The organism is Actinocorallia sp. B10E7, assembly GCF_039871655.1.
GTDB lineage: Bacteria > Actinomycetota > Actinomycetes > Streptosporangiales > Streptosporangiaceae > Actinocorallia.
In genome coordinates this window covers 47,305-72,743 of the sequence record NZ_JBDPLZ010000016.1, presented here as the reverse complement: position 1 = coordinate 72,743, position 25,439 = coordinate 47,305, and the positions used below count along the sequence as shown (strand labels likewise).

The following is a 25,439-nucleotide window of genomic DNA, read 5'->3' as shown; positions in this document are numbered from 1 at the left end:
CTCCTGCGGCCGTCTTGCCGCCTAGTGCGTGGACAGGTAGGCGGTCAGGTGGGTGTGGACGGTTCGGGGGGTGAGCGGCGGGAACCAGGCGGGGGCGTTGAGTTTGGTGGTGAGGTTGGTGAGGAGGGCCTGGGCTCGGGCGGGTGGGACGCCGTCGCGGAAGAGCTGGGTGTAGCGGACGGTGTCGACGATGGCGGACTTGATGCGTTCGTGGCGGAGGTAGAGGGAGAGGTCGTGCCGCCAGCCGGTGATCAGGTGGCCGGGCATGGCGGTGGACCACAGGCGGATGAGGCGTTCCTGCTCGGATGGCAGGTAGGCCATCTTGTGGAGGTGGACGGCCAGGTCGTAGACGGGGTCTCCCCACAGGGCCAGTTCCCAGTCCAGGAAGACGGTGCGGGAACCGGACAGGATCATGTTCTTGCGGTGGACGTCGGAGTGGACCAGGCGGAAGGGGCGGCTGGTCAGCGTCGCCCAGTCCAGAGCGGCCAGGGGTTCGGGGGGGATGCCCAACGCCCGGAAGAGCGGGGCGAAGTCGTCGCGGAAGTCGGCGTGAACGCGAGCGGTGACGGCTGAGAGGCGGTCGGCGAAGGCGCGGGTGTCACCGTCGGGGACCCAGTCCGGCGTGGGCGGGAGTTCCCGGGGCGAGACGTCGGCGAGGAGACGGAACAGCTCGGTGACGTCGCCGAGAACGTGGGAGGGAACGGCGGTTCCTTTGGGCGCTGTTTCGTCCAGGAGGACGCCGTCCACGTGGGTGTGGATCTGGAAGGGCCGCGCGGAGGCGAACAGCAGTTTGGGGGCGCTGATGTCATGGGCGCTCACCGCGGCGAGGATCTCGTGTTCAGGCCACAGGCGCAGGTCCATACCGTCTGCGTCGGCGATGGGGATGCGGACGAGCAGGGAACCGACGCGGACGTTGCGGTTGTAGAAGCCGGCGGCCGGGGACGGGTGGGCGACGGCTTCCTCGTACAGGGCGCACGGGTCGAAGCCCAGCAGCGTGGTGACGGCGGTGGCCGTCCGGGTGGTGAAGTCCTCGCCCAGCGCGGCGCGGGCGGCGGTGGCATGCCGGGTGACGGCGGGGTCGGCCAGGTCCAGGACGTGCAGGAGCCGCTCGGCCAGAAGGATGAGCGTCGGGTAGACCTCGGCCGCGACGAGTTCGGCGACCGCCCAGCGGGCATGGGCGGCGGCCTGGACGGGTAGACCGCGCCGGGCCGCGACGAAGGCGCGGGTGAGTTCGGCGCGGGCTCGGCCCGAACGGTAGTTGCACTGGTCGAGAACAGCGTCGGCCAGGTCGAGGGCGTGGTCGGCGGCGCGGAGTTCGCCGAGACGCAGCCGGGCCAGCGCCAGAGCGGTGTACGCCTTGCCGAGTTCGTGCAGCGCGCCCAGTTCCCGTTGTGCTTCGATCGCCTCGCCCGCACACGCGACGGCCGCCGCAGGGTCCGTCCAAGCCAGGAGTTCGGCCCGGTTGACCTTGAGCGCGGCGAGACCGAGCGAAGATCCCGCACCGGTGTAGGAGAGTTCGGCTTCGGCCAGCCACCGGGCGGAGGTCGGGTAGTCGTAGGCGAACCGTTCGGCCAGGCACAGCAGCCTCGCCAGGTCACCGCGGCGTTCGGCGTCCTCGGTGGTGGCGAGCAGTTCGGTGGCCAGGGCTCGGGCCTGCACGAACCTGCCTTGGGCCATGTGCAGATCGGCGGCCCACAGCCCGGCGTCCGGGCAGCAGGACGGCACGCCCCGTTCCAGTACGGAGCCGTAGATGGCGAGAGCGGCGGCTGTATTCCCCGCGATGCGCTGTCCGTGGGCGGCCGCGACGGCCAGCCGGGAACCGGCCTGGCTCGACAGTTCCCAGCCGTTCTCATGGGTGAGTTCGACGGCCAGCGCCGCGTCACCGACGAGGACGGCCTGTTCGGCCCGCAGGCATCGGATCGCCTCGCCCAGCACGTCGCTGTCTTTGAGGTCGTCGAGGAGGCTGCCGACGTCCCGCGCGGCACCGCTGCGGGAGATGCGGTCGGCATAGGCGAGGAGGTCGTCTTCGGTGAGGTCGCCTGCCGCGTGGGCGTGGAACGCCGCCTCGCGCGGCACGTCGCGTTCGTCCCAGATCTTGCGGAGCACCCGGTGGACCTCGCGGGCGGCCTCGGAGGTGAGCCGGGCTCGCAGGGCCGCGCCCATCAGTTGGTGCAGCTGCAGGAATCCGGCCCCGGCCGGGTAGACGAAGGAGTAGGAGATCAGCGGTTCCCAGGCCAGCCGGTGCGCCGGAAGCTGGAAGGCCGAGCACAGTCCTTGGAACACCTCGAAGTCGAAGATCCGCGTGGCCGACAGCAGTTCCAGGTAGCGGATCTCCGACCGGTCGACGTGTTCGAGGAACCGGGCGAGGATCTGCTCTCCCGACACCGCTCCGGAACGTCCGTCCTGGTGGGTGTCAACGACGAGGTGCAGGTAGAAGGGCACTCCGGCGCTGGCTTTCGCGATGGACGCGCGTTCCCGGCCGTCCTGGACGCCGCCGTCGGCGAGGAGCTGCAGTCGGGCCTCCATCGGCAGCCCGCGCAACTGCACCTCGCGCAGGCAGGACTCCCATTCGGCGTCCCACTGGACGGCTTCCCGGCTGGCCAGCACGGTCAGCCCCCGGTCGAGCTGGCCGACGAGGTCTCGCAGCCAGGCGTCGTCGGCCCCGCGCATCGCCTCATGCGCGTCGATGAAGACGGCGTAGGGCCGGTCGGTCGAGCCCTCCCGCAGGTCGGAGGCGAAAAGGTAGGTGACGGCGTCGGTCAGCGCGGACACCGGCAGCCCGTCGAGCTGCCGGAGCGTCTCGTCCTGGGCGAGGAGCTTCCGGTTGTGCGCGCCCGTTCGTGCTTTCTCCACCAGCCGGAGCATCTGGACGGCGCTGCCCGCCAGCGGCACCCCGACCGCCGCGTCCAGGACCGATGAGAGGATCTCGCTCTCCTGCGCGAACGGCATCCCCTCCCGGTTGATCTGGAGGTGGGGATGCATCCGGCTCCACAACACCGCATAAGCGATGTCGTACCGGTCGAACCGCACCCCTTGCTCGCCGAACTGCCGCCGCAACACGGCCAGCGCTTCGGCCTGCGACCGCTGCGCCGGAACCTGAAGGTCCAGCTCAGCGATCCGATACCCCGCCGCCCGGTTCCGGATCTCCCGCAGCAGCCGCGACTTACCGATCCCTCCGACTCCGGTCACGTTCAGCACCCGGGGCCCGTCCCCGACCCGCCGCAGCTCGGCCTCGACGAGCTCCAACGCGGCCTCGCGGTTGACGAACGGACGACCGAGCGCGGCCACTCTGCGGAACCTGGGCTCCGGCGGCATCGACCACTCCTGTTCGCAGGGGGCAGTTCGTTGAAAAACAACTACCACACCCGAACGAGGAAAGACTTTGACGTTGTGGATACCGGGTGCGCTTGAGGCTCTGTCCACGGGTGAACTGCGGCCGAACTCTTGGACGCTCGGGAGACACGACGGTGGTCCTGCGCGCCTGCCGAGGCACGCGTTCTCAGCAGCCTTGCTCTGGGCGGCCCGAGCATCGACTCCGACTTCGGTCTCCGTCCTTATGCGCGTGGGGCGGAGTGCAGGACGACGAACAGTCCCCTCGCGCGGGTGCCGTCCGGCATGCGCCAGGAGCCGGCGACGTGGCCCGTCGCTTCAGGCGGCAGGACGGGCACGTCATCCCGGGCGGGGCGCAGGACCCGATGCAAGCGGAGGGTCGCACCATACGGCGCGGGCAACTCGGTGCCCGTTCGGTCGTCGGTGGCAGTGGTGGTGAAGTCCGTGGAGGTGAGGCCGTCACCGGTGTAGGAGCGGGTGACCTCCCTGTCCGGGGTGTCGCTGGTGTTCTGGTCCTGAGCCTGGATCCGGCCCTGGATCAGCGCCTGCAGTTGGGCGACCATCACCGGGTCGTGGCAGCCGTCATAGGCCCAACGACGCCCCAGCACCCCGTGCTCCATGGTGCCGACGAGGGCGTGTTCCGCCCCGTCGAGCGGGGCACCGCGATAGGTGAGCGGCACCAGGTAGGTGGTCGGGTGAGTGCCGGAGGTGTCGGTGACCACCATGAACTCGATCCCGACCTCGCCCTGCGGGTCGTCCAGCCGGAAGCCGCCGGCCTTGGCCAGTTCCGGTTCGCTCGCGCCGGAGTACCACGGCCGGGAGGGCAGCCAGGAGGCGAGCAGTTCCAGCTTGGTCGGTTTGAGAGTGGTGTCGTGAATGACGGCCATGCTGAGCGTTCTCTTCCGTTGAGCGGACGCGACCTTCACAGCTTGCCATCTACCGGCAGACCGGTTCTTCGGACGAGGCCTACGAGGCGGCCCGAGGACGGCCAGGCCCGCGAGTTCGATCAGTTCTTCGTGGTGGTCCGCGCGGACGGGCCGGGCGGCGTGGCGAAGCACGACGTAACGCCGAACGCCCAGCCCGGAGCCGTGCGGGGAGCCGCGACGGGCGATGACGGGTTTGATGCCCTTCTTCCAGACCAGCCTCCCGTATTCGTCGTGGCCATAGCCCCGGTCGGTCAGCAGCAGCCGGGTGACGTCGCCCGCGGTCGCCGCCGGTCAGCGACACGACCAGAGGCGTGCCGTGCCCATCGGTCAGGACGTGGTGCTCGGAGCCCGCCCGGCCTCGGTCGATCGGGCTCCGACCTGTTTTGGGCCGCCCTTGAGCGCCCGCACGCGCGAGCCGTCGCTTCCCCGCCCTCGACCAGTCCTCTGCGAATCATTCAGTAGGGGTTCTTCTCACATGTAAGGTGATCATCTCTTGCGTACCGCCTTGTCGAAGAAGCCGGACGGACAGGCTGGAGATTGATATGGGACGGGACCTTCGGGAAGTCATCAAGAATCGGGAAGCTCGTTTCCATGTCGCAGGGCCCGTCGTCGCGGCCGGGGTGCTCGCCTTCCTCGTCCTCCAGGACTGGTGGGTGCGGGAGACCGGCGCACGGAAACCGACCGCGCCCGACATCGCGGTCTCGCGACCGATTCTCGTGGGAGTGCTCGCCGTCAGCCTGATGACTCTCATAGCCGCAATGACCAGGGAATTCTTCGAGAGACCCCTGTCCCTGGCCATCGCGGCGCTGGTCGTTACCTTGGCGCGCCGCGGGATCCGCCCAGATCGTGCTGCTCGTGGTGGCCGTCAGATCAGATCTCCTCGTCCGGGGACCGAACGAATCCGCGCTCGGCATGGGAGCGGCCCTCTGCTTCTTGTCCACGTTCGCGGCGATGAGGCGGCGCGCCAAGGTAAGGAACAAAGGATGACCACACCGTACGACGAGGCGCAGAGCCTCATTCCGACCTCGATCCGTGTCAACGCCGCATGGACGAAGGGGCGGTCGCCAGGTTCGGTGGCGTAGGAAGAACGGGGTCGGCCGGGGAGACACATGATCATCTGGTTGAACGGGCCCTTCGGCGCCGGCAAGACCACCACCGCCGAGCTCTTGACGCGGCGGATTCCCGGCGGGCTGCTGTACGACCCGGAAGAGGTCGGTGCCCTTGTCCGCAGGCTCCTCCCCGATCGCACCTGCGACTTCCAGGACGTCGAGATCTGGCGGCCGCTCGTCGCCGACGCCGCCCACCGCCTCCTGCAGGCCTACGGAGGGACGCTCGTCGTGCCGATGACCCTGCTCGACGAGCGATACGCCACTGAGGTCTTCGGGCTCTTGGACGGCTACGGCGTCACCGTGCACCACATCACCCTGACCTGCGACCCCGGCGTCCTGCGCGAACGCATCGACCAGCACGTCCACTTCCCCGACGACCCGATCCTCTCGGAGGACGTCCGTCAGTGGCGCCTGAGCAAGATCGGGGCGTATGTCGACGCCATGTCCTGGCTGCCGGACCGCTCTCATCTCGTCGACACCACCAGTCGGCCACCGCAGGACGTCGCCGATCAAGTCCTCAAAGCCGTCGGATGACGGCGATGCCGTGGCGGATCTCGATCCTCTGCGGTCGGCAACATTCCGGAACTCGCGGCATAGATTTCCCGCACGTTCGCGTCTGTGAGGGCGACGTGAGGAGGTGCGGTGAACCAAGAGGCCCGAGAGAGTTTCGCGCGGTTCGTGGCCGCCAGATCGGGGAGTCTGATCAGGACGGCGTACGTCCTGACCGGCGACCAGCACGCGGCGGAGGACCTGCTGCAGAGCGCCCTGACCAGAACGGCGGCCAAGTGGAAGGGCGTCCGCGAGAACCCCGACGCCTATGTACGCAAGGCGATGTACCACGAGCAGGTCGGCAAGTGGCGCCGCCACGGCCGCGAGCATCCGGCCGAACGGCTGCCGGACAGAGGCGCGGACGACCCTGACGTCGATCTGCGTCTGACCCTCGAACAGGCCCTGCTGGCGCTGACGCCGCGCCGCCGCATGGTGCTCGTCCTGCGCTACTACGAGGACCTCGCCGAATCCGAGGTCGCCTCGATCATGGGCTGCTCCGTCGGCACGGTCCGCAGCCAGACCCACCGGGCGCTGGCCCGGCTCCGCGAACTCGCACCCGAACTGGCCGAACACCTGGAGATCGCATGAGCGACGAGGCGCTGAGGGAAGCCCTGCGCGGGATCGCCGACCGTGCCGCCGCCCCTTCACCCGACTATTTCTCCGACCGCGCCCTGCGCGGCGCGATCCACCGACGCCGCTTGACGATCGGTGGGACGGCCGCCGGGATCGTCGCGCTCGTCGCCGTCGCCGCGGTGAGCTCCTCCTCGTTCCTGCCGCCCGCCGCGGAGGGCGAGAAGCCCGCGCCGAACCTGGTCGAGCCGGCGAATCACGGCCTGCCGACGCCGAAGATGCCGAAGACCGTGCCCGCGATGCCGCGCAACACGCCCGAGGAACTGGCCACGGTACGGAGCTGCCTCAGAGCGGATCCGTGGGTAAAGGGCGGCGAGTCCGGAAAGCCCGGTTACCGGGCACAGGACTTCCGGCTGCTCGCGTCGCAGCGGTACGCGGACGGGATGCGCGTCCTGCTGCTCGGAACGGAGAAGGCGCACACGGTCTGCCGCCTGAAGCCCGACGGCAAGCCCACCTCCCGGGATCTCGCCGGCCGCAGGAAGGTCGTGCAGGAATGGCGGACCGGCCCCGACGGACGCCTCAAGGTCATCCAACAGCAGGGAAACGGGCTCGCGTCGAACGCCGAACTCCTGGACGGCTGGGACCACAACGTGGCCGGTCCGGTCCCTCGTGGAGTGACCCGCATCACGGTCGCCTACACCGTCCACGCCCGGCATCCGTCGAGCCCGGTGACCGAGACGACCTTGACCGCCGAGGCCGTCCTGCGGAACGGCTTCTTCATCGCCGGGGTGCCGATCAGCCAGGAGACCCTGCACGGCGCCTGGATGACGGGCGTCGTGACGTTCTACGGCACCGACGGCGACCGGCTGGCGTCGTTCGACACCGGCCGCCCCCACCCATTCTGAGACGCTTCGTTTGCCGCCGGGGTGCCGGTGACGCGGAGGAGGTCGAGTTTTCCCGCGTCGCTGCTTCCGGCGGCCGCCGTGTAGGTGACCATGCGGAGGTCGGCTCCCGGGACGATGAGGACGTCGCAGTCGAGCAGGATGTCGCCGATCTCCGGGTGCCGGATCGTCTTGCGGTCGGTGGCGTGCTGGGCGGATTCCGTCTCCGTGGCCCAAAGGCGGGCGAAGACGTCGGACGTCTCTCGGAGGTCCTTTACGAGGCGGGCGAGCCGGGTGTCCGCGGGGTAGCGGGACGCGGCGTCTTTGAGGTCGGCGACGATCGACGCCTCGAAGGCGTCGTGCCCGCGTTCGGAGCGGACGGGGAAGGCGACTCCGCCGACGAACAGGGCGCGGGCGAGGTTCCGCCGGGCCGCGGGGAAGGCGGACGGGTCGCCGTACAGGGCGCTCCACATGGAGTTCCACCACACGAGGGTCCAGTCTGCGGTGAACACCCCGATGGGGAAGTCGCCGAGCCGTGCGGCGAGCCGTTGCACGCCCGGAGGCACATGTGTGCTGACCGTCCCGTCCTGGGGAGGGAGGAGACCGGCGCTCCGGTACAGCTGGTCGCGTTCGGTCCGGGAGAGCTGAAGGGCGCGGGCGAGAGCGCCGACGACCTGGGCCGAGGGGTGTGTCGCGCGTCCCTGTTCCAGCCGCAGGACGTAGTCGACGGAAAGCCCGGACAGCTGCGCGAGCTCTTCGCGGCGCAGTCCCGGGGCGCGGCGGCCGGGCGTCGCGGTGAAGCCGGCGTCGGCGGGGGCGAGGCGGTCGCGCCAGGCGCGCAGGAGCGCGCCGAAACCGGAGCGGGAAGCGGCCATGGGGCCATTCTCGCCGCACGGCGCCGGATGAGCCTGGGTACTGCCGGTCCCAGGGACGGACACGGCACTGGCCTGCGGTGGCGGGAGGGGCGAACGTGATGGTGCGCCGCTCCGGGCGCTCGACCGCTGGAGGAATCTGCCATGCGCTCCACCATCGTGATGACGGGCGCGAGCCGCGGGATCGGCCGTGTCGCCGCGGAACACATCCTGAAACAGCCGGACGTGCATCTCCTCGTCGTCGCCCGGGAGTCCGCCATCTCGCGGCTGTCGGGTGAGCTCGGCGCGGGCGTCTCGCACGTCGCGGCGGACCTGGGCTCGCTCGCGAGCGTCCGGGCGGCCGCCGCCGAGATCCGGGACCGCCTCGACCGGGGTGACCTGCCGCCGCTGCGCGGCTTCGTGGGCAACGCGGGCGTGCAGTACGCGAACGCGCTCACCGAGGGGCCCGACGGGTTCGAGGCGACCTTCACGGTCAATGTGCTCGCCAACCATATGTTGGTCCGTCTCCTCCAGGACCGTTTCACCCCTCCTTCACGGATCGTCATCACCACCAGCGACACCCATTTCGGCGACTTCAAGCACAACCTGGGCATGATGCCCGGCCCGCGTTGGCAGTCCCCGGAGATCCTCGCCCGCACGGGCGCCTTCCCCGGGTCGGACACCACGGCCGGCGGGCGCACCGCGTACTCGACGAGCAAACTGGCCGCCATCCACCTCGTGCACGAGTACGCGCGCCGCCTGCCGGAGGGGATCGACGCCGTCTCCTACAACCCGGCGTTCGTCCCCGGCACCGGCCTCGCCCGCGACGCCGGCCCCGTCTCCCGGTTCGCGATGCGGTACGTCCTGCCCGTGCTGGCCCTCACGCCCTTCGCGACCAGCCGCGGCGCCGCGGGCCGGTACCTCGCCGACGTCGTCCTCGGCACGGCCAAAGCACCGAACGGGTCCTACGTCGACCGCGGCGACGTGGTCAGGTCGTCGGAGGAGTCATACGACCCGCAACGTGAACACGAACTCTGGGACGCCGTCGAACGGTTCACCGCGGCCTACCGATCCACATGACATGGCCTGGCCCGGGCGGCGGCGCGGATAGATTTGGTGGCCTCACCGCGTTGAAGGGAATCCCTGGGTGTTCGCTGTTCACGGGCTCTGGCGGGATGCCGGGCTGTACATCTGGGCGGAGGACTCCGAGGCCGCGCGCGTGACCACATCGCGGGCGAAGGTGCGTGCGCATCCGTTCGCGGTGTGCGATCTCGGCGGGGTTCTGGCGGAGCTGGGTCCCGAGGTCTGCGGGTCGGCCGCGAAGGCGGCGCAGGCCGAACTGGTGCTCAGCCTGCCCAGTGGGGCGCGCGGCCCGGCCGCCTCGCCCGAGCTGGGCGGCGTGATCGGCAAGCCCAGATTGTCGGACTGGCGGGTTCCGGCGTTGTGGTTCCCGGCCGACGCCGCGCTCGAGCTGCTGGAGCGGGCCCAGCCGTCCGAAGAGGTCCTGTTGGGCACCGGTCTGGAGTACTTCGGGGTGGTGTTGGGTGATGTCATCGGGCTGCTGCGGCGGGGGCGGGTGCTGCCCACCCTGGTGTCCGAGCACGACGGGTACGCGGCGCGCTGGCGTCCGGTGCTGGCGGGCGCGGACGCCCACAGGTTCAAGGAGCTGGCGGCCGCGATGCCGCCGGTGTGCAGGGCCGACGGCAGCCGGTCGACGCACGCGCTGATCGACGCGATGGCGTCGCTCACCGACGCGGCCGTCCGGCGGTCGTCGACCGTTCCGTTTCCGCTCGCGCGCGGTGGCCGGGCCCGGGTGTCCTTCGCCGAACGCTGGCTGACCGCTCTGCGGGGCGGTGACGCGCGGGTTCCGGACGGGCCGACGGCCGAGGTCGACGAGTTGGCGGCGGTCCTGCGGGACTGGTTCGCCGTCGCCCACCAGGCCGAAGGCGAGTACCGGCTCTGCCTGTGGCTGACCGAGCCCGAGGAGGGCGAGCGGTGGTGGATCGACTTCGCGGTGCAGTCCTCCTCCGACCTCAGCCTGCTCGTCCCCGCCGAGGAGATCTGGGCGGGAGACTCCGGGCTGCCCGGCCATGCCGACGACCTGCTCCTGGCCGGTCTCGGCCGCGCCGCCAGGCTGTTCCCCGAGCTCGACGCCGCGCTCCGCGAGGCCAGGCCGACCGGTCTGGAGCTGGACACCGAGGGCGCCTACCGGTTCCTCAGCGAGGCCGCCCCGCTGTTGCGGGCCGCGGGTTTCGGGGTGCGGCTGCCGGCGTGGGCGGGCCGGTCCTCTCTCGGCCTCAAGCTGACGACCCGGAGCGCCGCCTCGTCCGGCGGCGCCGCCGTCGCCTCCGGTTTCGGCCTGGACGACCTGGTGGACTTCCGCTGGGACCTGGCCGTCGGCGACACCGTGATCGAGGCCGAGGAGCTCGCCGAACTGGCCCGGCGGAAGATCCCGCTGGTCCGGCTGCGCGGCACCTGGGTCGAGCTCGACGACCGTCAGCTGGCGGCCGCCCTGAAGTTCCTGAAATCCGGGGACGTCACCGGGCGGATGGCCGCCGCCCAGGTCGTCCAGGAGGTGGTGGCCGGTGGCGTCGCGGACCTGCCGCTGCTGGAGGTCGACGCGGACGGGCGGCTCGGCGACCTGCTGTCCGGAGAGGCCGAGCGCAGGCTCGCACCGCTCCCGACGCCGGACGGGTTCCACGGGGTCCTGCGCCCCTACCAGGAACGGGGCCTGGCCTGGCTGGACTTCCTGGGCGGTCTGGGGCTCGGCGCGATCCTCGCCGACGACATGGGTCTGGGCAAGACCGCCCAGGCGCTGGCCCTGATGCTGGCCCGGCCTGAGATCAGGCCGAACCTGGTGATCTGCCCGATGACGCTGGTCGGCAACTGGCAGCGGGAGGCCGCCAGGTTCGCCCCCGGCCTGCGCGTCCACGTCCATCACGGCGCCGAACGCGACAAGGACTCCGTTCCGGACGCCGACCTGGTCATCACCACCTACGGGACGGCGTTGCGCGACCAGGAGCTCCTGGCCGGGACGACCTGGGCCCGCGTCCTGTGCGACGAAGCCCAGACGATCAAGAACTCGCAGACCCGGCAGGCGAAGGCGGTCCGGTCGATCCCGGCCGACGCCAGGATCGCGCTCACCGGGACACCGGTCGAGAACCACCTCGGCGAGCTCTGGTCGCTGATGGAGTTCGCCTCGCCGGGCCTGCTCGGCACACGGGCCGACTTCAGGCGCCGTTTCGCGGTCCCGATCGAACGGGACGGCGACCCGGACGCGGCCGCCGCGCTGAAGCGCGCCACCCGGCCGTTCGTACTCCGCCGCCTTAAAACTGACAAGACGATCATCTCGGATCTTCCCGACAAGATGGAGATGAATGTCTACTGCCCGCTGACGCCCGAGCAGGCCTCCCTCTACCAGGCCGTCGTCGAGGACATGCTGGCCCGGATCGAGGCCAGCGAGGGAATCGAGCGGCGCGGCCTGGTGCTGGCCGCCATGACCAGGCTGAAGCAGGCCTGCAACCATCCCGCCCACCTGCTCAAGGACAACTCCCGCCTGGCCGGACGCTCGGGCAAGCTCACCCGGCTCGAGGAACTCCTGGCCGAACTGCTGGACGAAGGAGACAAAGCACTGGTCTTCACCCAGTACGCCGAGTTCGGCACCCAGCTCCAGCCCTACCTGCAGGCCCGCCTGGGACGGCCCGTGCTCTGGCTGCACGGCGGCACCCGCCGCGCCGAACGCGAGGCCCTCGTCGAACGGTTCTCCACCGATCCGGAACCCTCCGTCTTCCTGTTGTCCCTCAAAGCAGCCGGTACCGGCCTCAACCTCACCGAGGCCAACCACGTCATCCACTTCGACCGGTGGTGGAACCCCGCCGTGGAGAACCAGGCCACCGACCGCGCGTTCCGCATCGGCCAGTCCAAGAACGTGCAGGTCCGCAAGTTCGTCTGCACGGGCACCCTGGAGGAGAAGATCGACACGATGATCGAACGCAAGAGGGCGCTCTCGGAACGCATCATCGGCACCGGCGAGGAATGGCTGACCGAACTGTCCACCGGTGAGCTCCGCGAGATCTTCGAGCTGTCGGCGGCGCCGGCATGAGCCCCTCCCCCCGCGTCGAAGGCGGGCTGAAGGCCAGGAAATCCCGCGGGTCGATCGGCGAACGGTGGTGGTCGCGCCGGTTCATCGACGTCATGGAGGAGATCGCCGACAGCGGACGGCTGGCCCGCGGCCGCACCTACGCCCGCAAAGGGCAGGTACGCGACCTCCAGATCCTCCCCTACAAGGTCACCTCCCTGGTCCAGGGCTCACGTTCCCGCCCCTACAAGGTGAGCGTCACCATCCACCCGATCCCCGAGGACACCTGGGCCGAGATCGAGGAGGCCCTCGCCGGCCAGGCGATCTTCCGCGCGAAGCTGCTCGCCGGCGAGATGCCCCCGGAGATCGAGGAGCTCTTCGACGACCACGACACCCCGTTGTTCCCCACCACCAGGTCCGACATCGATTTCGTGTGCTCCTGCCCCGACTGGGGCGACCCCTGCAAACACGTCGCCGCGACCCTCTACCTCCTGGCCGAGGCCTTCGACGACGATCCGTTCCTCGTCCTGGCCTGGAACGGCCGGACCCGCGAACGGCTCCTGTCGGCCCTGCGCGCGAACGCCCCCGCGGACAGACCCGCCACCGCCCTCTTCGACGTCACCGACCAGCCCCTCGAGGACTCCTTCGAGACGTTCTGGACCACCGGCGTCAGCCTCACCCGCCTACGGGAACACCCGGACCGCGAGCCCGGGCCGTCCGGCCTCATGCTGAGACTCCTCGGCGACCAGCCCCTCCGGATCCGGGGCACGCGCCTCACCGACCTCCTCGCCCCGAGCTACGAAACGCTCGCCGAAGCCGATCCTGCCTAGCCCTCACGCGGCGGCAGGAGGGCCGTCCCCCGCGGGGACGGCCCTGCCCGCGTTCACTCAGCTCGCCTCGGGAGCCAGGACGCGCTTGGCCCACCGGTAGTCGGCCTTGCCGCTGGGCGAACGCTGGACGTGCTCCACGAACTCGATCGTCGCCGGCACCTTGTATCCGGCGAGCGCCGAACGGCAGTGCAGGCGCAGCTCCTCGGGGTCGAGCCCTTCGTGCCCGGGGCGCAGCTGCACCACGGCGCCGGCCCGGTGGCCGAACCGCTCGTCGGGCACGCCGGCGACGAGCACGTCCATGACGGCGGGATGCCCCATGATCGTCTGCTCGACCTCCTCGGGGAAGATCTTCTCGCCGCCGGAGTTGATGCATCCCGAGCCGCGGCCGTGCACCACGATGGTGCCGTCGGCCTCGACCTCGGCCAGGTCGCCCAGCACCGCCCAGCGCACGCCGTCGATCACCGGGAACGTCTCCCGTGTCTTCTCCGGGTCGTTGAAGTAGGCGACCGGCACGTGCCCTCTGCGGGCCAGGTAGCCCATCTGCCCGCTGCCGGGCACCACGTCCTCGCGGTTGTCGTCGACCACCCGCACCGCAGGGGACGGCTGCAACCGCATGAGGCCGTCCTCGCCGAGGACGATGACCCCGTCGGCACCGGACTCCGACGCGCCGAAGTTGTTGCGGACCATGATGTTCGGAAGCCGCTCCTTGAGCGCCTCCTGGGTGGAGGGCGAGAGGATCGCGCCACCGGAGCCGACGACGAACAGCGAAGAGAGATCGAACTCGTCCCCGTGGGTGCGCAGCGCGTCCGCCAGCGGACGGGCCTGCGCGTCGCCGACCAGGCCGACGACCTGGACATGGTGCCTTTCGATCTCGCGCAGCGCCTCCACCGCGTCGAAGGTGCGCAGGAGCACCACGTGGGCGCCGCCGAACAGTCCTATGAACAGCGTGTAGCTCGCCGCGCCGTGCATGAGGGGCATCGAGATGAGGTAGGTCAGGGGCATCCCGGCCCGGACCGCCTCGACCACCTCCTCGACGGAGGTGTGGGGCTCGCCGTACGGGTTCCCGCCGAGCAGGGCGGCGTAGAAGAAGTCCTCGTGCCGCCACACCACGCCCTTCGGCATCCCGGTGGTGCCGCCCGTGTACAGCACGAATTTGTCGTCTTCGGACAGGTCCGTGCGGGGTCCGCGGTCCCCCGGCCACTCCGCCAGCGCTTCCTCATACCGCACGGCGGTCAACCGTTCGGGCCAGGTCACCTGCTCGGTCTCGTCGCCGACGGTGAGCACATGACGCAGGTGGGTGGTGCGATCGCCCACGGCCGCGACCCTGGGCGCGTACGCCGCCTCGACCACGACCGCGTGCAGCTGGGCGTTCTCGAACAGGTAGAGCAGTTCGTTCTCGACGTAGCGATAGTTGATGTTGATCGGCACCGCCCGCGCCTTGAAGCAGGCGAGCATCACCTCGACGTACTCGACGCTGTTGAGCAGGTACACGCCCACATGCTGGCCCGGCTCGACGCCGGCCTTCACCAGGTGGGCGGCGAGCCGGTTGGCCCGCCGGTCCAGCTCGGCGTAGGTCCGGGTCGTGGTGCCGCAGGTGACCGCGGGGCGGTCGGGCACGACCCTGGTGACGGCTTCGTAGAGGGCGGCGAGGTTCAACGTCATGGATTCACTCTCAGTCACGCGGCACCGGTGTCCGGAAAGAACGGCTTCATCGACCGATCCCACTGCCCGGGAGCGAGAGGAAAGTGGGATCGGTCACATCGTGGTCCGGACCGCGTGTCGGGGCCGCGGGGGTCCCGCTCACCGGGATCCACCGCGACATGGCCGGAGGAATCAGGCCATGGCTTCGGCTTCTTCTCTGGTCCGCATCGGGTCGGGGGCCGTCGGGGCGGTGGAGGCGACCGGGGCGGTGGTGCCGTTGGCGACGCGGGCCTGGGCCTGGCGGAACTCGCGGAGGGGGCCGACGGTCTCGTGGAGGGTGTTGAGGGTCAGCCAGAGAGAGGCTCGGCGGGCGTGCAGGACGAGCGGGTTCGGCGGGTCGTAGAGCGCCAGTTTCTGGGCCCAGTCGGGGAGGAGGTCGCGGGCGGCCCAGTCGAAGAAGGGGCTGCCGGGCTCCCAGGGCTTGAGCTTGCTGTCGCGGAGGTTGGGGCCGGTGCTGAACGCCTTGATGGGGGTGACGGCCAGGCGGGGCAGATAGGAGTGCAGGCAGTCGGCCACTTCGGCCTTGGTCTTGGGCAGGTCGGTGCCGCCCAGGGCCTCGCCCACGCGGACGAACTCGCCGTAGTAGCGGTCGATGTCGCGCAGGGGCTTGCGGTGGTAGCGCTCGTGGGCGGTGGCCAGGCCCCAGACGACGGTGGCGTAGTTCCAGCGGAGCCATTCGGGGTCGTCGGCGTCGTAGCGGACGCCGTCGGGGCGGACGCCCTTGATGGTGTGGTGCATGGCCCGGACGGTGCGGGCCAGCCTCTCCGCGGTCTGGGTGGACCCGTAGGCGGTGCCGATGAAGAACGACAGCGAGTGGCCCAGGCGGACCTGGGCTCCCGCCGGGTCGATGTTGCCCGTCGGGATGCCGTCCTCGCCCCGTTCGGCCAGGCGGGAGTGGTCGTAGCCCATCCAGCTGATGCTCGGGTCCAGGCCCTCGATGTAGGAGGCGGCGAGCAGGCCGAGCATGATCGTCGGGAAGTGCGAGTGCACGTACCAGACGGCGCTGTCGGGGCCGAACCAGCCGGGGTCGCCCTCCGGGCCGGCGAAGTCCAGGCCCCGGAAGAACTTGGACCGGACGTTCGCGTCGAATCCCTCGTCGAACTTCTGGGCGAGGATGTTCGGGACCAGGTCGAGCGTGGGCGGCATGCGAGGCTCCCTCGGAGAATATTCTGGCTACACCTGTACCCAAAATAAGTGTTCGGGTACAGGCGTGTCCAGACCCGAGGAGCCGCCGTGAGCCGGTACTTCTCCCTGAGCGAGGAGGCGGCGGGTCAGCGGCCCAGGTCGCGGCGGTTCAGCAGGCGGACCGCCAGGGCCAGGAGGAGGGCCGTGGCGGCGGCGAGGACCGCCAGGTCGGGGTACTGGAAGCTGTTCCTGAGGGGTTCGCCACCGATGTAGTAGTGGAACGGGGTCGCGTACTTCAGCCAGTCGGCGTCCAGGGAGGGCGCGAAGCCCCGCACGGCGTAGGCGAGGACGCCTAGGGCGGCGGTGGTGCCGAAGACTGCGGCGCGGCCCCAGGCGGTGGCGGCGGAGACGGCCAGGGCCAGGGCGCCGAACAAGACGGAGAGCAGGAACAAGCCGGTCGCCTGGGCCAGGAAGGCCGTGACGGTGACGGAACCGAGATCGGCACTGGAGCGCAGGGCCAGGAGGACGAGCAGCACCGTCAGGCAGATCGCCGCGGCACCTGCGGCCAGGGCGGCGAAGCGGTGCAGGAGCAGACGGGTGCGGCTGATGGGATGGGCCAGCAGGAGGTCCAGGTAGCCGGACTCCTCGTCGGCGGAGATCATGCGGGCGCCGGTGGCCGAACCGTAGAAGACGACCATCAACGGCACGAGCAGGCCGAACACGGCGCCCTGGAGGTAGCCGGCGGCCGTCACGGTGTCGTTCAGGCCGAAGCCCTCCATCGCCTCGGGCATCTCGGCGGCCGGCCGGGAGGAGACCTGCGGGTACATGGAGGCGTACAGGGCGGTCAGCAGGCCCGTGGCCGCCGCCCAGACCGTGAAGACGCGGCGGTTGTCCCAGAGCGTCTTGCCGAACATCGAGCCGGAGAAGGCGCGGGCGGCGGCCGAGGTGCCCGGCAGGTGGTGGACGGCGTTCATCGGGCGTCGCCTCCGTAGTAGGTGTGGAAGAGTTCTTCGAGGTCCTGGGAGTCGGCGCGCAGGCCGGTGACGGTGTGCCGGGCCGCGGCCTTGACCAGCGCGTCGGGCGGGCCGTCCACCCGACAGGTCACGGTGGTGCCGTCGGCCGTCGCCTCGGTGACGTGCGGGAGTCCGGTGAACTCGGCGGCCGGGACCGGCTCGGCGAAGGTGAGCTCGACCCGCAGGAAGGAGCGGGCGCGCAGGTCGGCGACGGTGTCGAGGGCGACCAGGCGGCCTTCCCGGATGATGGCGACGCGGTCGGCGACCGCCTCCACCTCGCTCATGATGTGGCTGGACATGAAGACCGTCGCGCCGTCGCGGGCGGCTTCGGCGACCAGTTCGAGGAAGGTCTGCTGCACCAGCGGGTCCAGGCCCGAGGTCGGCTCGTCCAGGATGAGCAGTTCGGGGCGGTGCATGAACGCCTGGACCAGGCCGACCTTCTGCCGGTTGCCCTTCGACAGGCTCTTGATGCGGGCGGTCAGGTCCAGGTCGAGGCGTTCGGCCAGGGAGACGACCGTCGCCGGGGCCACGCCGCCGCGCAGTCGTCCCAGGAAGTCCAGGCACTCCCCCACCCGCTGCCGGCCGTCGACCACGAAGTCCCCGGCCAGGTAGCCGACGCGGCGGTGCAGGCGGACGGCGTCGCGTCCGGGGTCGAGTCCCAGCACCCGCACCGAACCCGAGGTCGGGCGGATCAGGTCGAGCAGCAGTCTGATCGTCGTCGATTTCCCCGCCCCGTTGGGGCCGAGGAAGCCGAACACCTCGCCGGGACGCACCCGGAGGGTCAGCCCGGCCAGCCCGCGGCGGGCCCCGTAGGTCTTGGTGAGCTCCGTGAGCTCGATCGCGGCATCCATACCCTCATTAATATCAGAGTCTTCAAAGATTTTTGAAGACTCTGAACTGATAGAATCCCGATCGAGCATGAACGGGGAGGAAGAGTGGGTGAGACCGCAGCCGCCGAGGCGGCCGAACGGCTGGCGCTGATGCTCAGCGAGAACGGGCTGCAGAAGGCGACCGCCCGGGTGATGGCGGCGTTCCTGTTCGCCGAGACCGAGAGCGTCACCGCGAGCGAGCTGGCCGAGTCGCTCGGCATCAGCTCCGGCTCGGTCTCCGGGGCGATCAAGATGCTCTCGACGGTCGGGCTGATCGAGCGGGTTCCGGTGCCCGGCAGCCGCCGCGAGCACTACCGGCTGCGCGAAGGCGCCTGGGCGACCCTCATGTCGGCCAAGAACGGCATGCTCCTGGCCATGCTCGAAGCCGCCGAGCAGGGCATCGAGACCGTCGAGCCCGGTTCACGACCCGCCCACCGCCTCACCGAGATGCGCGACTTCTACACCTTCATGCTCCGCGAGATCCCGGCCCTCCTCGACCGCTGGCACGCCGAACGCGCCTCCCGCTGACACCGGCCGGAGGAGGACTCCACCGGCCGGTGTCCCGAACGAAGGCCCTCGGTCCGGCGCTGCCGGGCCGAGGGCCTTCCGCATCGGATCTCCGCCGAGGTGTCAGTCCGAGGCCGGAGGCTGCCAGGTGGCGCGGATCAGGGCTCGTTCGGTGGCGGTCAGGTGGAGTGATGAGGCCAGCCAGGCCGCGGCGAAATCGCGGGAGTCGGTGTCGGTGAGGCGGCCGAAGACGTCGCGGGTGCGGCGGTCGGCCTCGGCGGTGAGGGCCGTGGTCAGGTCCGCCGCGTTGCGGAAACCCGCGCGGCGGAGGAGGGCGGGGGCGGAACCGTTGTCGCGGGCGGATTCGGCTATCGCGCGGCGGCCTCCGGAGACGGCCAGCTCGACCAGGCGGCGGACCCGCCACAGCGGGGAGTCCACCAGGGGGTCGGAGGACGGGCCGAGGGGGTGCGGGGGCGGGAACTCCGCCGCGGGCGGGAAGTGCGCGCCCTGGAGGCTGTCGTAGCCGAGGTCGGCGTGGCCCTTCCACTCTGCGGGGAGGCGGAGGGTGAGGGCGGCGCCCGGGACGGGGGCCGCTGCCAGGGGGATGAGGGTGGTGGCGCGGTCGGGGTCGACGCGGGCCACCACCCGGACGCGGAGGCCCGGACGGGCGGCCAGCTGACGGAGGTTGGCCACGTGGGCCAGGTCGGGGTGGCGCTGGGCCGGGGTGAGGCGGATCGGCGGGCCGGTGGGCTCGTCGTCGGGGGTCGGCTCGTAGGCCAGGACGTGGTCGCCCGAAGGGCCGATGATCACCAGGTCGCAGCCGAAGGGGCGGCGGAGATGGGCTTCGGCCTCGACGGGGTCGGCTCCGGGGACGAGGGTGAGGCGGTCGGCGACGACCTCGGCCAGGGGGCGGCCGAACAGGACGGCGGGGGTCTCCTGCCAGTCCAGGCCGGGGGACGGCAGGGCGCGCACGCCCTTGCCCGCGCCGAGACGGCCGTCCGGGGAGATCGTCACGCCGGCGATGAGCAGCCCGGAGCGGGACAGTTCGGCATGGTCCAGGACGGTGCCGCCCATCGCCACAGGGGCGGTGGCGGCGGCTCTCGCCCGGGAGGGGCCGCCCGGTTTGACGTCGGCCACCGAGAACCAGCTGCCGTCCTCCGCGACGAGGTGGGTGACCACTCCCCCGTACCCCGTCGCGCTGATCACCGGTTCCCGGAAGACGCCCTGGACGCGCAGGGAGGTTCCCTGCCGGTAGTCGCGGCGCGCCGTCCCGACCAGGGCCGCTCCGCCCCGGCCCGACGCCAGCAGGCTCGTGGCCAGCAGGAGTTCGCGCATCGCGCCGGTGAGGTCGGCCAGGCGGTGCCCGTCGTGCCGTGCTCTGGCGGACCTCACTCCCCGTACGACCCGCAGCGCGGCGGCCTCGGCGCGGTGCAGCCCGGCCAGCCTGGCGGTGTGGGCGGCGCGGAGCAGTTCCGCCTGCGGCACGGCGCCCACGGCGTGCGCGCCCACGGCCAGCACCGCGGCGGCGGCCTGCCGCAGACCCTCCGCCGCGCGGATCTGCGCGGGTTTGAGCTTCTCCTCGCTCTCCGGCGCGGCGATGCCCGTGTTCGCCGCGGAAACGGGACCGGCGGCCGCGGAGCTCTTCCCGGCTTCCGCCGACGCGGCCTTGTCCGTCCCCGCTTCGGACGAGCCGTCGTCTTGGACGGACACCGCGTCGACGGAAGCCTCGTCGATGGAATCCGGCTCGCCGGACTCGGCGGGGTCCGCGATGGGGCAGGCGGTGAGGACGGCGGCGCGGTGCAGGCAGCGGGGTGCGAGCAGGCAGCTGCACACCGCCTGTTCCGGAGAGGTGATCGTGCCGGAGGGGCCGGGGGTCAGGACGACGGAGGTCTCCTCGCCGCAGACGACCGTGACGGAGCCGTCGTCTCCGGCGGTGGCCGGAGCCGCCGCGTACTGCTCCACCGCGGCGTCCAGTTTCTTACGGAGCCGGGAGGTGAGGTTCTCCACGGCGGCGGCCGTCACGTCGGGGGCGACCGGGGGGAGCTGGAGGGTCGAGGTCATGAGGTCTCTCCGCGGAGGCGGGCGCCGACCCAGCGGGCCAGGGCGGTGGGGCTGAGGGCGGCGACCGGCATGCCGGCGGCCACTAGCTGGCCGGCTATCGGCTTGGAGTAGCGGGGAACGCCGTTGTCGTCGAGGGCGGCGCAGCCCAGGAGGTGCACGCCGGAGGAGGCGAGGGCACGGACCTCGTTGAGGAGGCCGCCCACGGGGTAGCCCTCCTCGAAGTCGCTGACGACCACGACGAGGGTGCGGCTGGGGACCGTCACCAGGGATCGGGCGTGGGCGAGGCCCGCCGCGATGTGGGTGCCGCCGCCGACCTGCACCTCCAGGAGCAGGGACAGCGGGTCGTCGACGCGGTCCGTCAGGTCGATGACGCTGGTGGAGAACGCCAGGAAGTGCGTGGACAGGGTGGGGACGCCGCCCAGCACCGCGGCGGTGAGCGCCGACCAGATCACGGACGCCTGCATCGAGCCTGACACGTCGACCACGAGGATCAGCCGCCAGTCCGACGCCAGTTGGGAACGGGTCGTGAAGACGGGGCGTTCGGGGATGACCACGAGCCGACCGTCGTCCAGTTCGCGGGTGTGCGCGAGGTTCGCCCGCAGGGTGCGCGGCAGGTCGAGCTTCCCGCCGGGGCGGCGGCTCGGACGGGGTGTGGCGAGGCCGGTGAGCGCGGGCCGCATCTTGGAGGCGAGCTCCTTCGCCAGCTCCTCCACCAGGCGTTTCACGAGCGGGCGCAGCTTGGCCAGCTGCTGTTCCGGCATGCCGCCCGCCAGGGACAGGACCGTCGTCAGCAGTTCGACGGACGGCCGTACGGCGTCGGGGCTCAGCTCGGCGAGCACGTCCGTCCGCCCGTTCTCGGCGGCGCGGGCCAGGACCTCCTCACGCACCTCGTCGCCGAACAGCGCCTCGAGTTCCTCGGCCCATTCCCGGGCCGTGGGGAACGGCTCCTCCCGGCCTCCGCCCTGGCCCCCGGATTCACCGGGTCCGAAGTCGTCGGCTCCCTCGCCCCTGCCCGCCCCGTACAGCTCGTCGAGGGCCTTCCCGTAGCGGCCGGCCCCGGCCGAGAGCTTCTCGCTCTCCCTGCCGAGCAGCAGCCGCCACCTGTCGGACGGCGTCAGCCGCGCCTCGCCCGCTTCCGGGTCGAGCGTGCTCTGCCCCGGTACGGGCTTCTCAGCGGTCACCGACGGCTCGGCGCCGGACGGTTCCCGCTCCGTCTCTCCCGGTTCCGTGCCGTCCGCCTTTCCCGGTCCGCAGACCTGCGGGGAGAACGGCAGGTCAAGCGTCCGGAGGACCTGGAACGCCTCGGTGTCGGCGGTGGTCCAGAGGGCGAGGAGGTCCGGGGAGATGTCCAGGGTGAGGTCCGGGCGGTCTCCGAGCCTGGCGGTGACCGTCTCCAGGAGGCGGGAGCGGGCGGCGGGGGCGAGGGTGTCGAAGCCGCCCCGAAGCGCGGGCAGGCGGGAGAGGAAGGCCCGGTCGGAGAGGGTCTCCACCCGGGTGATCAGGGGGGTGAGAGCCTGGGGCGCGTTCTCCAGGAGGGGGCCTGCCGCGCTGAGGAGGCCGGTGAGGTGGCGGTACAGGCGGGTGCGGGCCTCGAGGGTGGTGGCGGTGTCGATCCAGCCGACGATGCGCGAGCCGAGGGAGGCGGTGTCGTCGAGGTCGAGGAGGACGCGGACGGCCAGGGCCACGCCGCGCATCATCGGGGAGCCGTCGCGGACCAGGCTGCCGAGGGCGTCGTCCAGGCGCAGGCCCAGGCGCTGTTCGCCCGCGCGGGCGGTCAGGTCCACCAGGGCGGCGGCGTCTTCGGGGCGGTCGCTTCCCGCGAGGCCGGGCAGGGCGCCGATCGCCGCTTCCAGGAGGACGCCGGAGAGGCCGGCGGCGCGGTCGCGCACGGCGGGGGTGGTTCCGGGGATGTGCTCGCGGCGCAGCGCCTCCAGCAGGTCCAGGCCCTCGACCAGCTCGGTGAGGGTGCCGGACGCGGGGAGCGTCTCGGCGACGTCGGTGAGGCGGGCCGCGACGAGGTCCGGCAGGTCGCAGCGGGCGGCGGAGCGCAGGTGGGCGAGGAGCAGGGCGCAGGTGGCCCCGTTCTCGGCGGTCTCGCGGCGGAACTCCTCGCCGAGGGTGCCGGCGGCGGCCTGGGCGGCGGTGACGCCCCTGACCCCGACCAGGTCGAGCCGGGCCGGTACTCCGGGGGTCCACTTCAGGCGCCAGCGGGTGGTGAGGGCGGTGCCGTCGCCGGTGCCGGCGACGGCCACCTGCTCGCCGTACCCGACGCCGCACACCAGGAGCCGCTGCAGGAGGATCTCGCGGCGGCGGTCCAGGGCGGACCGCAGCGGGTCGAGCCGCATCTCCTTGGCGTCCGGGTCGCCGGGGTGGGGCAGGCGCAGTTCCGCCAGTTCCCCCTCCACGGACGGTCCGAGGCCGGAGCGGGGCGTGCCGGACGCGAGCCGGCCGCGCTTCGTCCCGACCAGCACCTGTTCCAGTGCCCTGGCGACGGCCCTGCCCCGGCCGAGGGGTTCACCCTGGCCGAGCACGGTACTGACCGCCTCCACCAGTTCGCCCCGTCCGGGCGCGGGCAGGCCCCGCAGCATGGCCAGGTCGCAGGCGATCCGCAGCGTCTCGGCGGCTTCCCCGGTGCCCGCCGTGTGCCCAGCCGCCCGCAGGGCCCGGCAGATGTCGGTGACGGCCCGGGCCGCGGCCTCGCGGAGCGCCTCGGGGTCGCCGCCCGCCTGGAACACCTCCTGCTGCCACCGCGGGTCCCTGATGCCCGCCGGGTATCCCGACCGCGAGTCGAGCAGGTCGAACGCGTAGGGCACCAGCGAGGTGGTGCCCTCCCCCGCGGGCTCTTCCCCGGCGGACGGGAATTCCCTTTCGTCCTCGGCCGGGAGCAGCAGGGCGGGCGCGTGGAAGGCACCGACGACGGCGACGACCCGACGCCCTCCGGAAGCGGACCGGCGCAGGACGTCACGCATGTGTGCCTCGCGGGCCAGGTCCACGCCGGACACCCCTGCCCCGGCACGGGCGTCCTCCCGCAGCGCCCAGCCCACTCCCAGTGCCGCGCGGCGGACGGACTCCGGGCTGCATCCGGGTGCCAGCACCTCGACGGCCCGGTCCCACAGGTCGTCCCCGTCGCGTCCGGTCCCGGAGGCCGTCAGCGCTTCCGCGAAGACGGTGGAGGGGGCGGCGTCGAGGCCGTCTCCCTCGAACCAGCCCTTGTCCTCCAGAGGCAGGTCGCAGCAGACCACGGGCACCTCGTGCGCGTGCGCCCAGCGGATCGCCGCCAGCTCCGGGGAGAAGTCCGCGAACGGGTAGAACCCGAGGTTCCCGCCCTCCCGCATGCCCGCGAGCGCCACCGGCGCGGTCGTCGACGGGTTCGCCAGATGCGGGATCCAGCGCTGGAAGTCGGCGGGGAGCTCGACGCACACCACCTCGGCTCCCGCCGCCTCCAGCAGGGCGGGGACGACGGCCGCCAGCGCCGGACTGTGATGGCGGACTCCGAGCAGGAACGGACGCCCGCTCGCGGCGAGCCGCTCCACCGCCTCGCGCGGTTCCACGGCTTCCCGTTCGTGGACAGTACTGGTCAACTTGGCTTCTCCCGTAGTTACCGACGACCGGACAGGCGTGACGCCTTCAGCGGAGGGTCTCCCGCAGGTCCCAGAGACGGCGCCACATCGCGGCGCCGTCCTCGGCCCGGCGGCGGACGGGCCCGTCCCAGTAGCCGAGGAGGCGGGCGTGGTCGGACGGGTCGTCCTTGCGGACCACGCCCAGGAGGTGGCCGGGGATCAGGTCCAGGGGGTCCCCTGCGGACAGGTAGGCGTCGGCGAGGGACAGGGAGACCGCCACCTGGACGGCTTCGGCCGTGGACATCACCGTGCTGGGCTTCTCCACGTCCCAGCCTTCGCCGGAACGCCCCGAGCGCAGGTCGCGGAAGACCGTCACCAGCGCGTCGAGGACGGAGTCGTCGACGGAGAAGGGCGCTCCGGCGCGCTCGACGGCGGTGGTGGCCTGGCGGCGGATCAGGGCGGTCTCGGCGGCGGCGTCGGCGATGGGGTCGACGGCCTCGAAGTTGAAGCGGCGCTTGAGGGCCGCCGACATCTCCGACACGCCCCGGTCCCGGAGGTTGGCGGTGGCGATGACGGTGAAGCCCGAGGCCGCCGAGATGACGGCGTCATCGGTGCCGGCGAGCTCGGGGACGCTCACCCGCCGGTCGGACAGGATCGACACCAGGGCGTCCTGCACCTCGGGCAGGCAGCGGGTGACCTCCTCGATCCGGGCGACGCGGCCGGTGCGCATCGCGGTGAGGACGGGCGAGGCGACGAGCGCCTGCGGGGTGGGGCCCTGGGCGAGGAGCAGCGCGTAGTTCCAGCCGTAGCGGAAGGCGTCCTCGGTGGTCCCGGCGGTGCCCTGGACGGTCAGGGCGCTGGTGCCGCAGACGGCGGCGGCCAGCAGTTCGGAGAGCATCGACTTGGCGGTGCCCGGCTCACCGACGAGCAGCAGGCCGCGCTCACCGGCGAGGGTCACCACGCACCGCTCCACGAGGGCGCGCTCGCCGACGAACTTGGGCGTCACCACGAGGCGGTCGGGCACGCCCTTCACCGGCTCGGGAAGGCGCAGCGGCTCGTCCCCGCCGCCGCAGACGAACGTGACGACGGCCTTCGGGGTCAGCGCCCAGCCGGGAGGGCGGGGGCCTGAGTCGTATGCCGCGAGGAACGCCAACTCGTCGGCGTACCGCTCTTCGGCCGGCAGCACCTGCCGTGCGGGGGCTTCCGTCACCTGGGCGGTGGAAGGCATCGGGTCTTCCCTCTCTGGGGGGTTCGTAGGAGGACGGACGGTCCGGAAGAGAAGACCGCCCGCCTGGACGGGAGCAGGACCGGCGGCGCCGGTCGCGGCCCTGACGGCCGGACGCGGAGAGCGGATTCGCCCTCGCCGCAGCGGTGATCATGAATGTAGCGGGAGGCACTGACAAATCAGTTGGAATACCGAAATCGCACTTCGTTTCGGCGGAGACGAACGCGGCGGCCGCCTCGTCGGGGACGGCCGCC

General features: G+C 71.6%; 17 protein-coding genes and 1 pseudogene. 7 read left to right on the top strand and 11 right to left on the bottom strand.

Annotated features, from left to right (window positions below):
* Positions 1-21 precede the first annotated feature (21 nt).
* From ABGB12_RS33380 to ABGB12_RS33370, 3 genes and pseudogenes are all read right to left on the bottom strand, one after another.
* The gene (locus tag ABGB12_RS33380; protein WP_347684254.1) at positions 22-3,315 is read right to left on the bottom strand and encodes a phosphotransferase; all 3,294 of its coding nucleotides are present in this window, start codon (positions 3,313-3,315) and stop codon (positions 22-24) included.
* A gap of 239 nt (positions 3,316-3,554) precedes the next feature.
* Positions 3,555-4,217 (bottom strand): 1,4-alpha-glucan branching protein, encoded by a 663-nt coding sequence (locus ABGB12_RS33375; RefSeq protein ID WP_347684252.1) that lies wholly within the window; start codon positions 4,215-4,217, stop codon positions 3,555-3,557.
* 162 nt (positions 4,218-4,379) lie between these two features.
* Positions 4,380-4,676 (bottom strand): annotated as a pseudogene (locus tag ABGB12_RS33370) (IS5/IS1182 family transposase); the annotation flags it as partial.
* Positions 4,677-5,365: 689 nt separating this feature from the next.
* Between ABGB12_RS33370 and ABGB12_RS33365 the strand changes: the two are divergent.
* The 3 genes from ABGB12_RS33365 to ABGB12_RS33355 all read left to right on the top strand — a co-directional run bounded on the left by ABGB12_RS33365 (position 5,366) and on the right by ABGB12_RS33355 (position 7,389).
* Positions 5,366-5,899 carry an AAA family ATPase gene (locus ABGB12_RS33365; RefSeq protein ID WP_347684250.1) on the top strand — a complete coding sequence of 178 codons (534 nt, stop codon included), beginning with the start codon at positions 5,366-5,368 and terminating at the stop codon, positions 5,897-5,899.
* Between the two features lie 108 nt (positions 5,900-6,007).
* Entirely contained in the window at positions 6,008-6,502 is a 495-nt protein-coding gene (locus ABGB12_RS33360) for a SigE family RNA polymerase sigma factor (protein ID WP_347684248.1), read from the top strand.
* The gene (locus ABGB12_RS33355) at positions 6,499-7,389 is read left to right on the top strand and encodes a hypothetical protein (RefSeq protein WP_347684246.1); all 891 of its coding nucleotides are present in this window, start codon (positions 6,499-6,501) and stop codon (positions 7,387-7,389) included. The genes ABGB12_RS33360 and ABGB12_RS33355 overlap by 4 nt, the downstream gene beginning before the upstream one ends.
* Here the strand turns inward: ABGB12_RS33355 and ABGB12_RS33350 are convergent.
* Positions 7,329-8,240: a helix-turn-helix transcriptional regulator gene (locus tag ABGB12_RS33350; protein ID WP_347684244.1), complete on the bottom strand. Its 912-nt coding sequence runs from the start codon at positions 8,238-8,240 to the stop codon at positions 7,329-7,331. The two genes, ABGB12_RS33355 and ABGB12_RS33350, sit on opposite strands and share 61 nt — an antisense overlap.
* Before the next feature lie 141 nt (positions 8,241-8,381).
* Here ABGB12_RS33350 and ABGB12_RS33345 point away from each other — a divergent pair, with 141 nt between their 5' ends.
* From ABGB12_RS33345 to ABGB12_RS33335, 3 genes are all read left to right on the top strand, one after another.
* Positions 8,382-9,296, top strand: a complete 915-nt coding sequence (locus ABGB12_RS33345; protein WP_347684242.1) for an SDR family NAD(P)-dependent oxidoreductase — start codon at positions 8,382-8,384, stop codon at positions 9,294-9,296.
* 67 nt (positions 9,297-9,363) lie between these two features.
* Complete coding sequence (locus tag ABGB12_RS33340) at positions 9,364-12,318, top strand: DEAD/DEAH box helicase (RefSeq protein WP_347684240.1); 2,955 nt, start codon at positions 9,364-9,366, stop codon at positions 12,316-12,318.
* Complete coding sequence (locus ABGB12_RS33335) at positions 12,315-13,124, top strand: SWIM zinc finger family protein (RefSeq protein ID WP_347684238.1); 810 nt, start codon at positions 12,315-12,317, stop codon at positions 13,122-13,124. Before ABGB12_RS33340 ends, ABGB12_RS33335 begins: the two co-directional genes overlap by 4 nt.
* Positions 13,125-13,181: 57 nt before the next feature.
* Here the strand turns inward: ABGB12_RS33335 and ABGB12_RS33330 are convergent, their stop codons facing one another.
* The 4 genes from ABGB12_RS33330 to ABGB12_RS33315 all read right to left on the bottom strand — a co-directional run bounded on the left by ABGB12_RS33330 (position 13,182) and on the right by ABGB12_RS33315 (position 17,814).
* The gene (locus tag ABGB12_RS33330; RefSeq protein WP_347684236.1) at positions 13,182-14,786 is read right to left on the bottom strand and encodes an acyl-CoA synthetase; all 1,605 of its coding nucleotides are present in this window, start codon (positions 14,784-14,786) and stop codon (positions 13,182-13,184) included.
* Positions 14,787-14,957: 171 nt separating this feature from the next.
* A complete protein-coding gene (locus tag ABGB12_RS33325; RefSeq protein ID WP_347684234.1) occupies positions 14,958-15,971 on the bottom strand; it encodes an oxygenase MpaB family protein in 1,014 nt (337 codons plus the stop codon).
* Between the two features lie 125 nt (positions 15,972-16,096).
* Positions 16,097-16,924, bottom strand: a complete 828-nt coding sequence (locus ABGB12_RS33320; protein WP_347684232.1) for an ABC transporter permease subunit — start codon at positions 16,922-16,924, stop codon at positions 16,097-16,099.
* On the bottom strand, positions 16,921-17,814 hold the full coding sequence (locus tag ABGB12_RS33315; RefSeq protein ID WP_347684230.1) for an ABC transporter ATP-binding protein: 894 nt from the start codon (positions 17,812-17,814) through the stop codon (positions 16,921-16,923). The genes ABGB12_RS33320 and ABGB12_RS33315 overlap by 4 nt, the downstream gene beginning before the upstream one ends.
* 84 nt (positions 17,815-17,898) lie before the next feature.
* Here ABGB12_RS33315 and ABGB12_RS33310 point away from each other — a divergent pair, with 84 nt between their 5' ends.
* Entirely contained in the window at positions 17,899-18,360 is a 462-nt protein-coding gene (locus ABGB12_RS33310; RefSeq protein ID WP_347684228.1) for a MarR family transcriptional regulator, read from the top strand.
* A gap of 102 nt (positions 18,361-18,462) precedes the next feature.
* Here ABGB12_RS33310 and ABGB12_RS33305 read toward each other — a convergent pair whose 3' ends face one another.
* Genes ABGB12_RS33305 through ABGB12_RS33295 form a run of 3 tightly spaced genes read right to left on the bottom strand, consistent with a single transcriptional unit; the run spans position 18,463 to position 25,188 of the window.
* Positions 18,463-20,400 (bottom strand): hypothetical protein, encoded by a 1,938-nt coding sequence (locus ABGB12_RS33305; RefSeq protein WP_347684226.1) that lies wholly within the window; start codon positions 20,398-20,400, stop codon positions 18,463-18,465.
* The gene (locus tag ABGB12_RS33300; RefSeq protein WP_347684224.1) at positions 20,397-23,981 is read right to left on the bottom strand and encodes a DUF5682 family protein; all 3,585 of its coding nucleotides are present in this window, start codon (positions 23,979-23,981) and stop codon (positions 20,397-20,399) included. Before ABGB12_RS33300 ends, ABGB12_RS33305 begins: the two co-directional genes overlap by 4 nt.
* A 46-nt stretch (positions 23,982-24,027) precedes the next feature.
* The gene (locus tag ABGB12_RS33295; protein ID WP_347684222.1) at positions 24,028-25,188 is read right to left on the bottom strand and encodes an AAA family ATPase; all 1,161 of its coding nucleotides are present in this window, start codon (positions 25,186-25,188) and stop codon (positions 24,028-24,030) included.
* Positions 25,189-25,439: the final 251 nt, after the last annotated feature.

Excerpts from the sequence above, each read along its gene's own strand:
- ABGB12_RS33380 (WP_347684254.1), bottom strand. The coding sequence starts at position 3,315 with ATGCCGCCGGAGCCCAGGTTCCGCAGAGTGGCCGCGCTCGGTCGTCCG.
- ABGB12_RS33375 (WP_347684252.1), bottom strand. The coding sequence starts at position 4,217 with ATGGCCGTCATTCACGACACCACTCTCAAACCGACCAAGCTGGAACTG.
- ABGB12_RS33365 (WP_347684250.1), top strand. The coding sequence starts at position 5,366 with ATGATCATCTGGTTGAACGGGCCCTTCGGCGCCGGCAAGACCACCACC.
- ABGB12_RS33355 (WP_347684246.1), top strand. The coding sequence starts at position 6,499 with ATGAGCGACGAGGCGCTGAGGGAAGCCCTGCGCGGGATCGCCGACCGT.
- ABGB12_RS33350 (WP_347684244.1), bottom strand. The coding sequence starts at position 8,240 with ATGGCCGCTTCCCGCTCCGGTTTCGGCGCGCTCCTGCGCGCCTGGCGC.
- ABGB12_RS33345 (WP_347684242.1), top strand. The coding sequence starts at position 8,382 with ATGCGCTCCACCATCGTGATGACGGGCGCGAGCCGCGGGATCGGCCGT.
- ABGB12_RS33335 (WP_347684238.1), top strand. The coding sequence starts at position 12,315 with ATGAGCCCCTCCCCCCGCGTCGAAGGCGGGCTGAAGGCCAGGAAATCC.
- ABGB12_RS33330 (WP_347684236.1), bottom strand. The coding sequence starts at position 14,786 with ATGACGTTGAACCTCGCCGCCCTCTACGAAGCCGTCACCAGGGTCGTG.
- ABGB12_RS33325 (WP_347684234.1), bottom strand. The coding sequence starts at position 15,971 with ATGCCGCCCACGCTCGACCTGGTCCCGAACATCCTCGCCCAGAAGTTC.
- ABGB12_RS33320 (WP_347684232.1), bottom strand. The coding sequence starts at position 16,924 with ATGAACGCCGTCCACCACCTGCCGGGCACCTCGGCCGCCGCCCGCGCC.
- ABGB12_RS33315 (WP_347684230.1), bottom strand. The coding sequence starts at position 17,814 with ATGGATGCCGCGATCGAGCTCACGGAGCTCACCAAGACCTACGGGGCC.
- ABGB12_RS33305 (WP_347684226.1), bottom strand. The coding sequence starts at position 20,400 with ATGACCTCGACCCTCCAGCTCCCCCCGGTCGCCCCCGACGTGACGGCC.
- ABGB12_RS33295 (WP_347684222.1), bottom strand. The coding sequence starts at position 25,188 with ATGCCTTCCACCGCCCAGGTGACGGAAGCCCCCGCACGGCAGGTGCTG.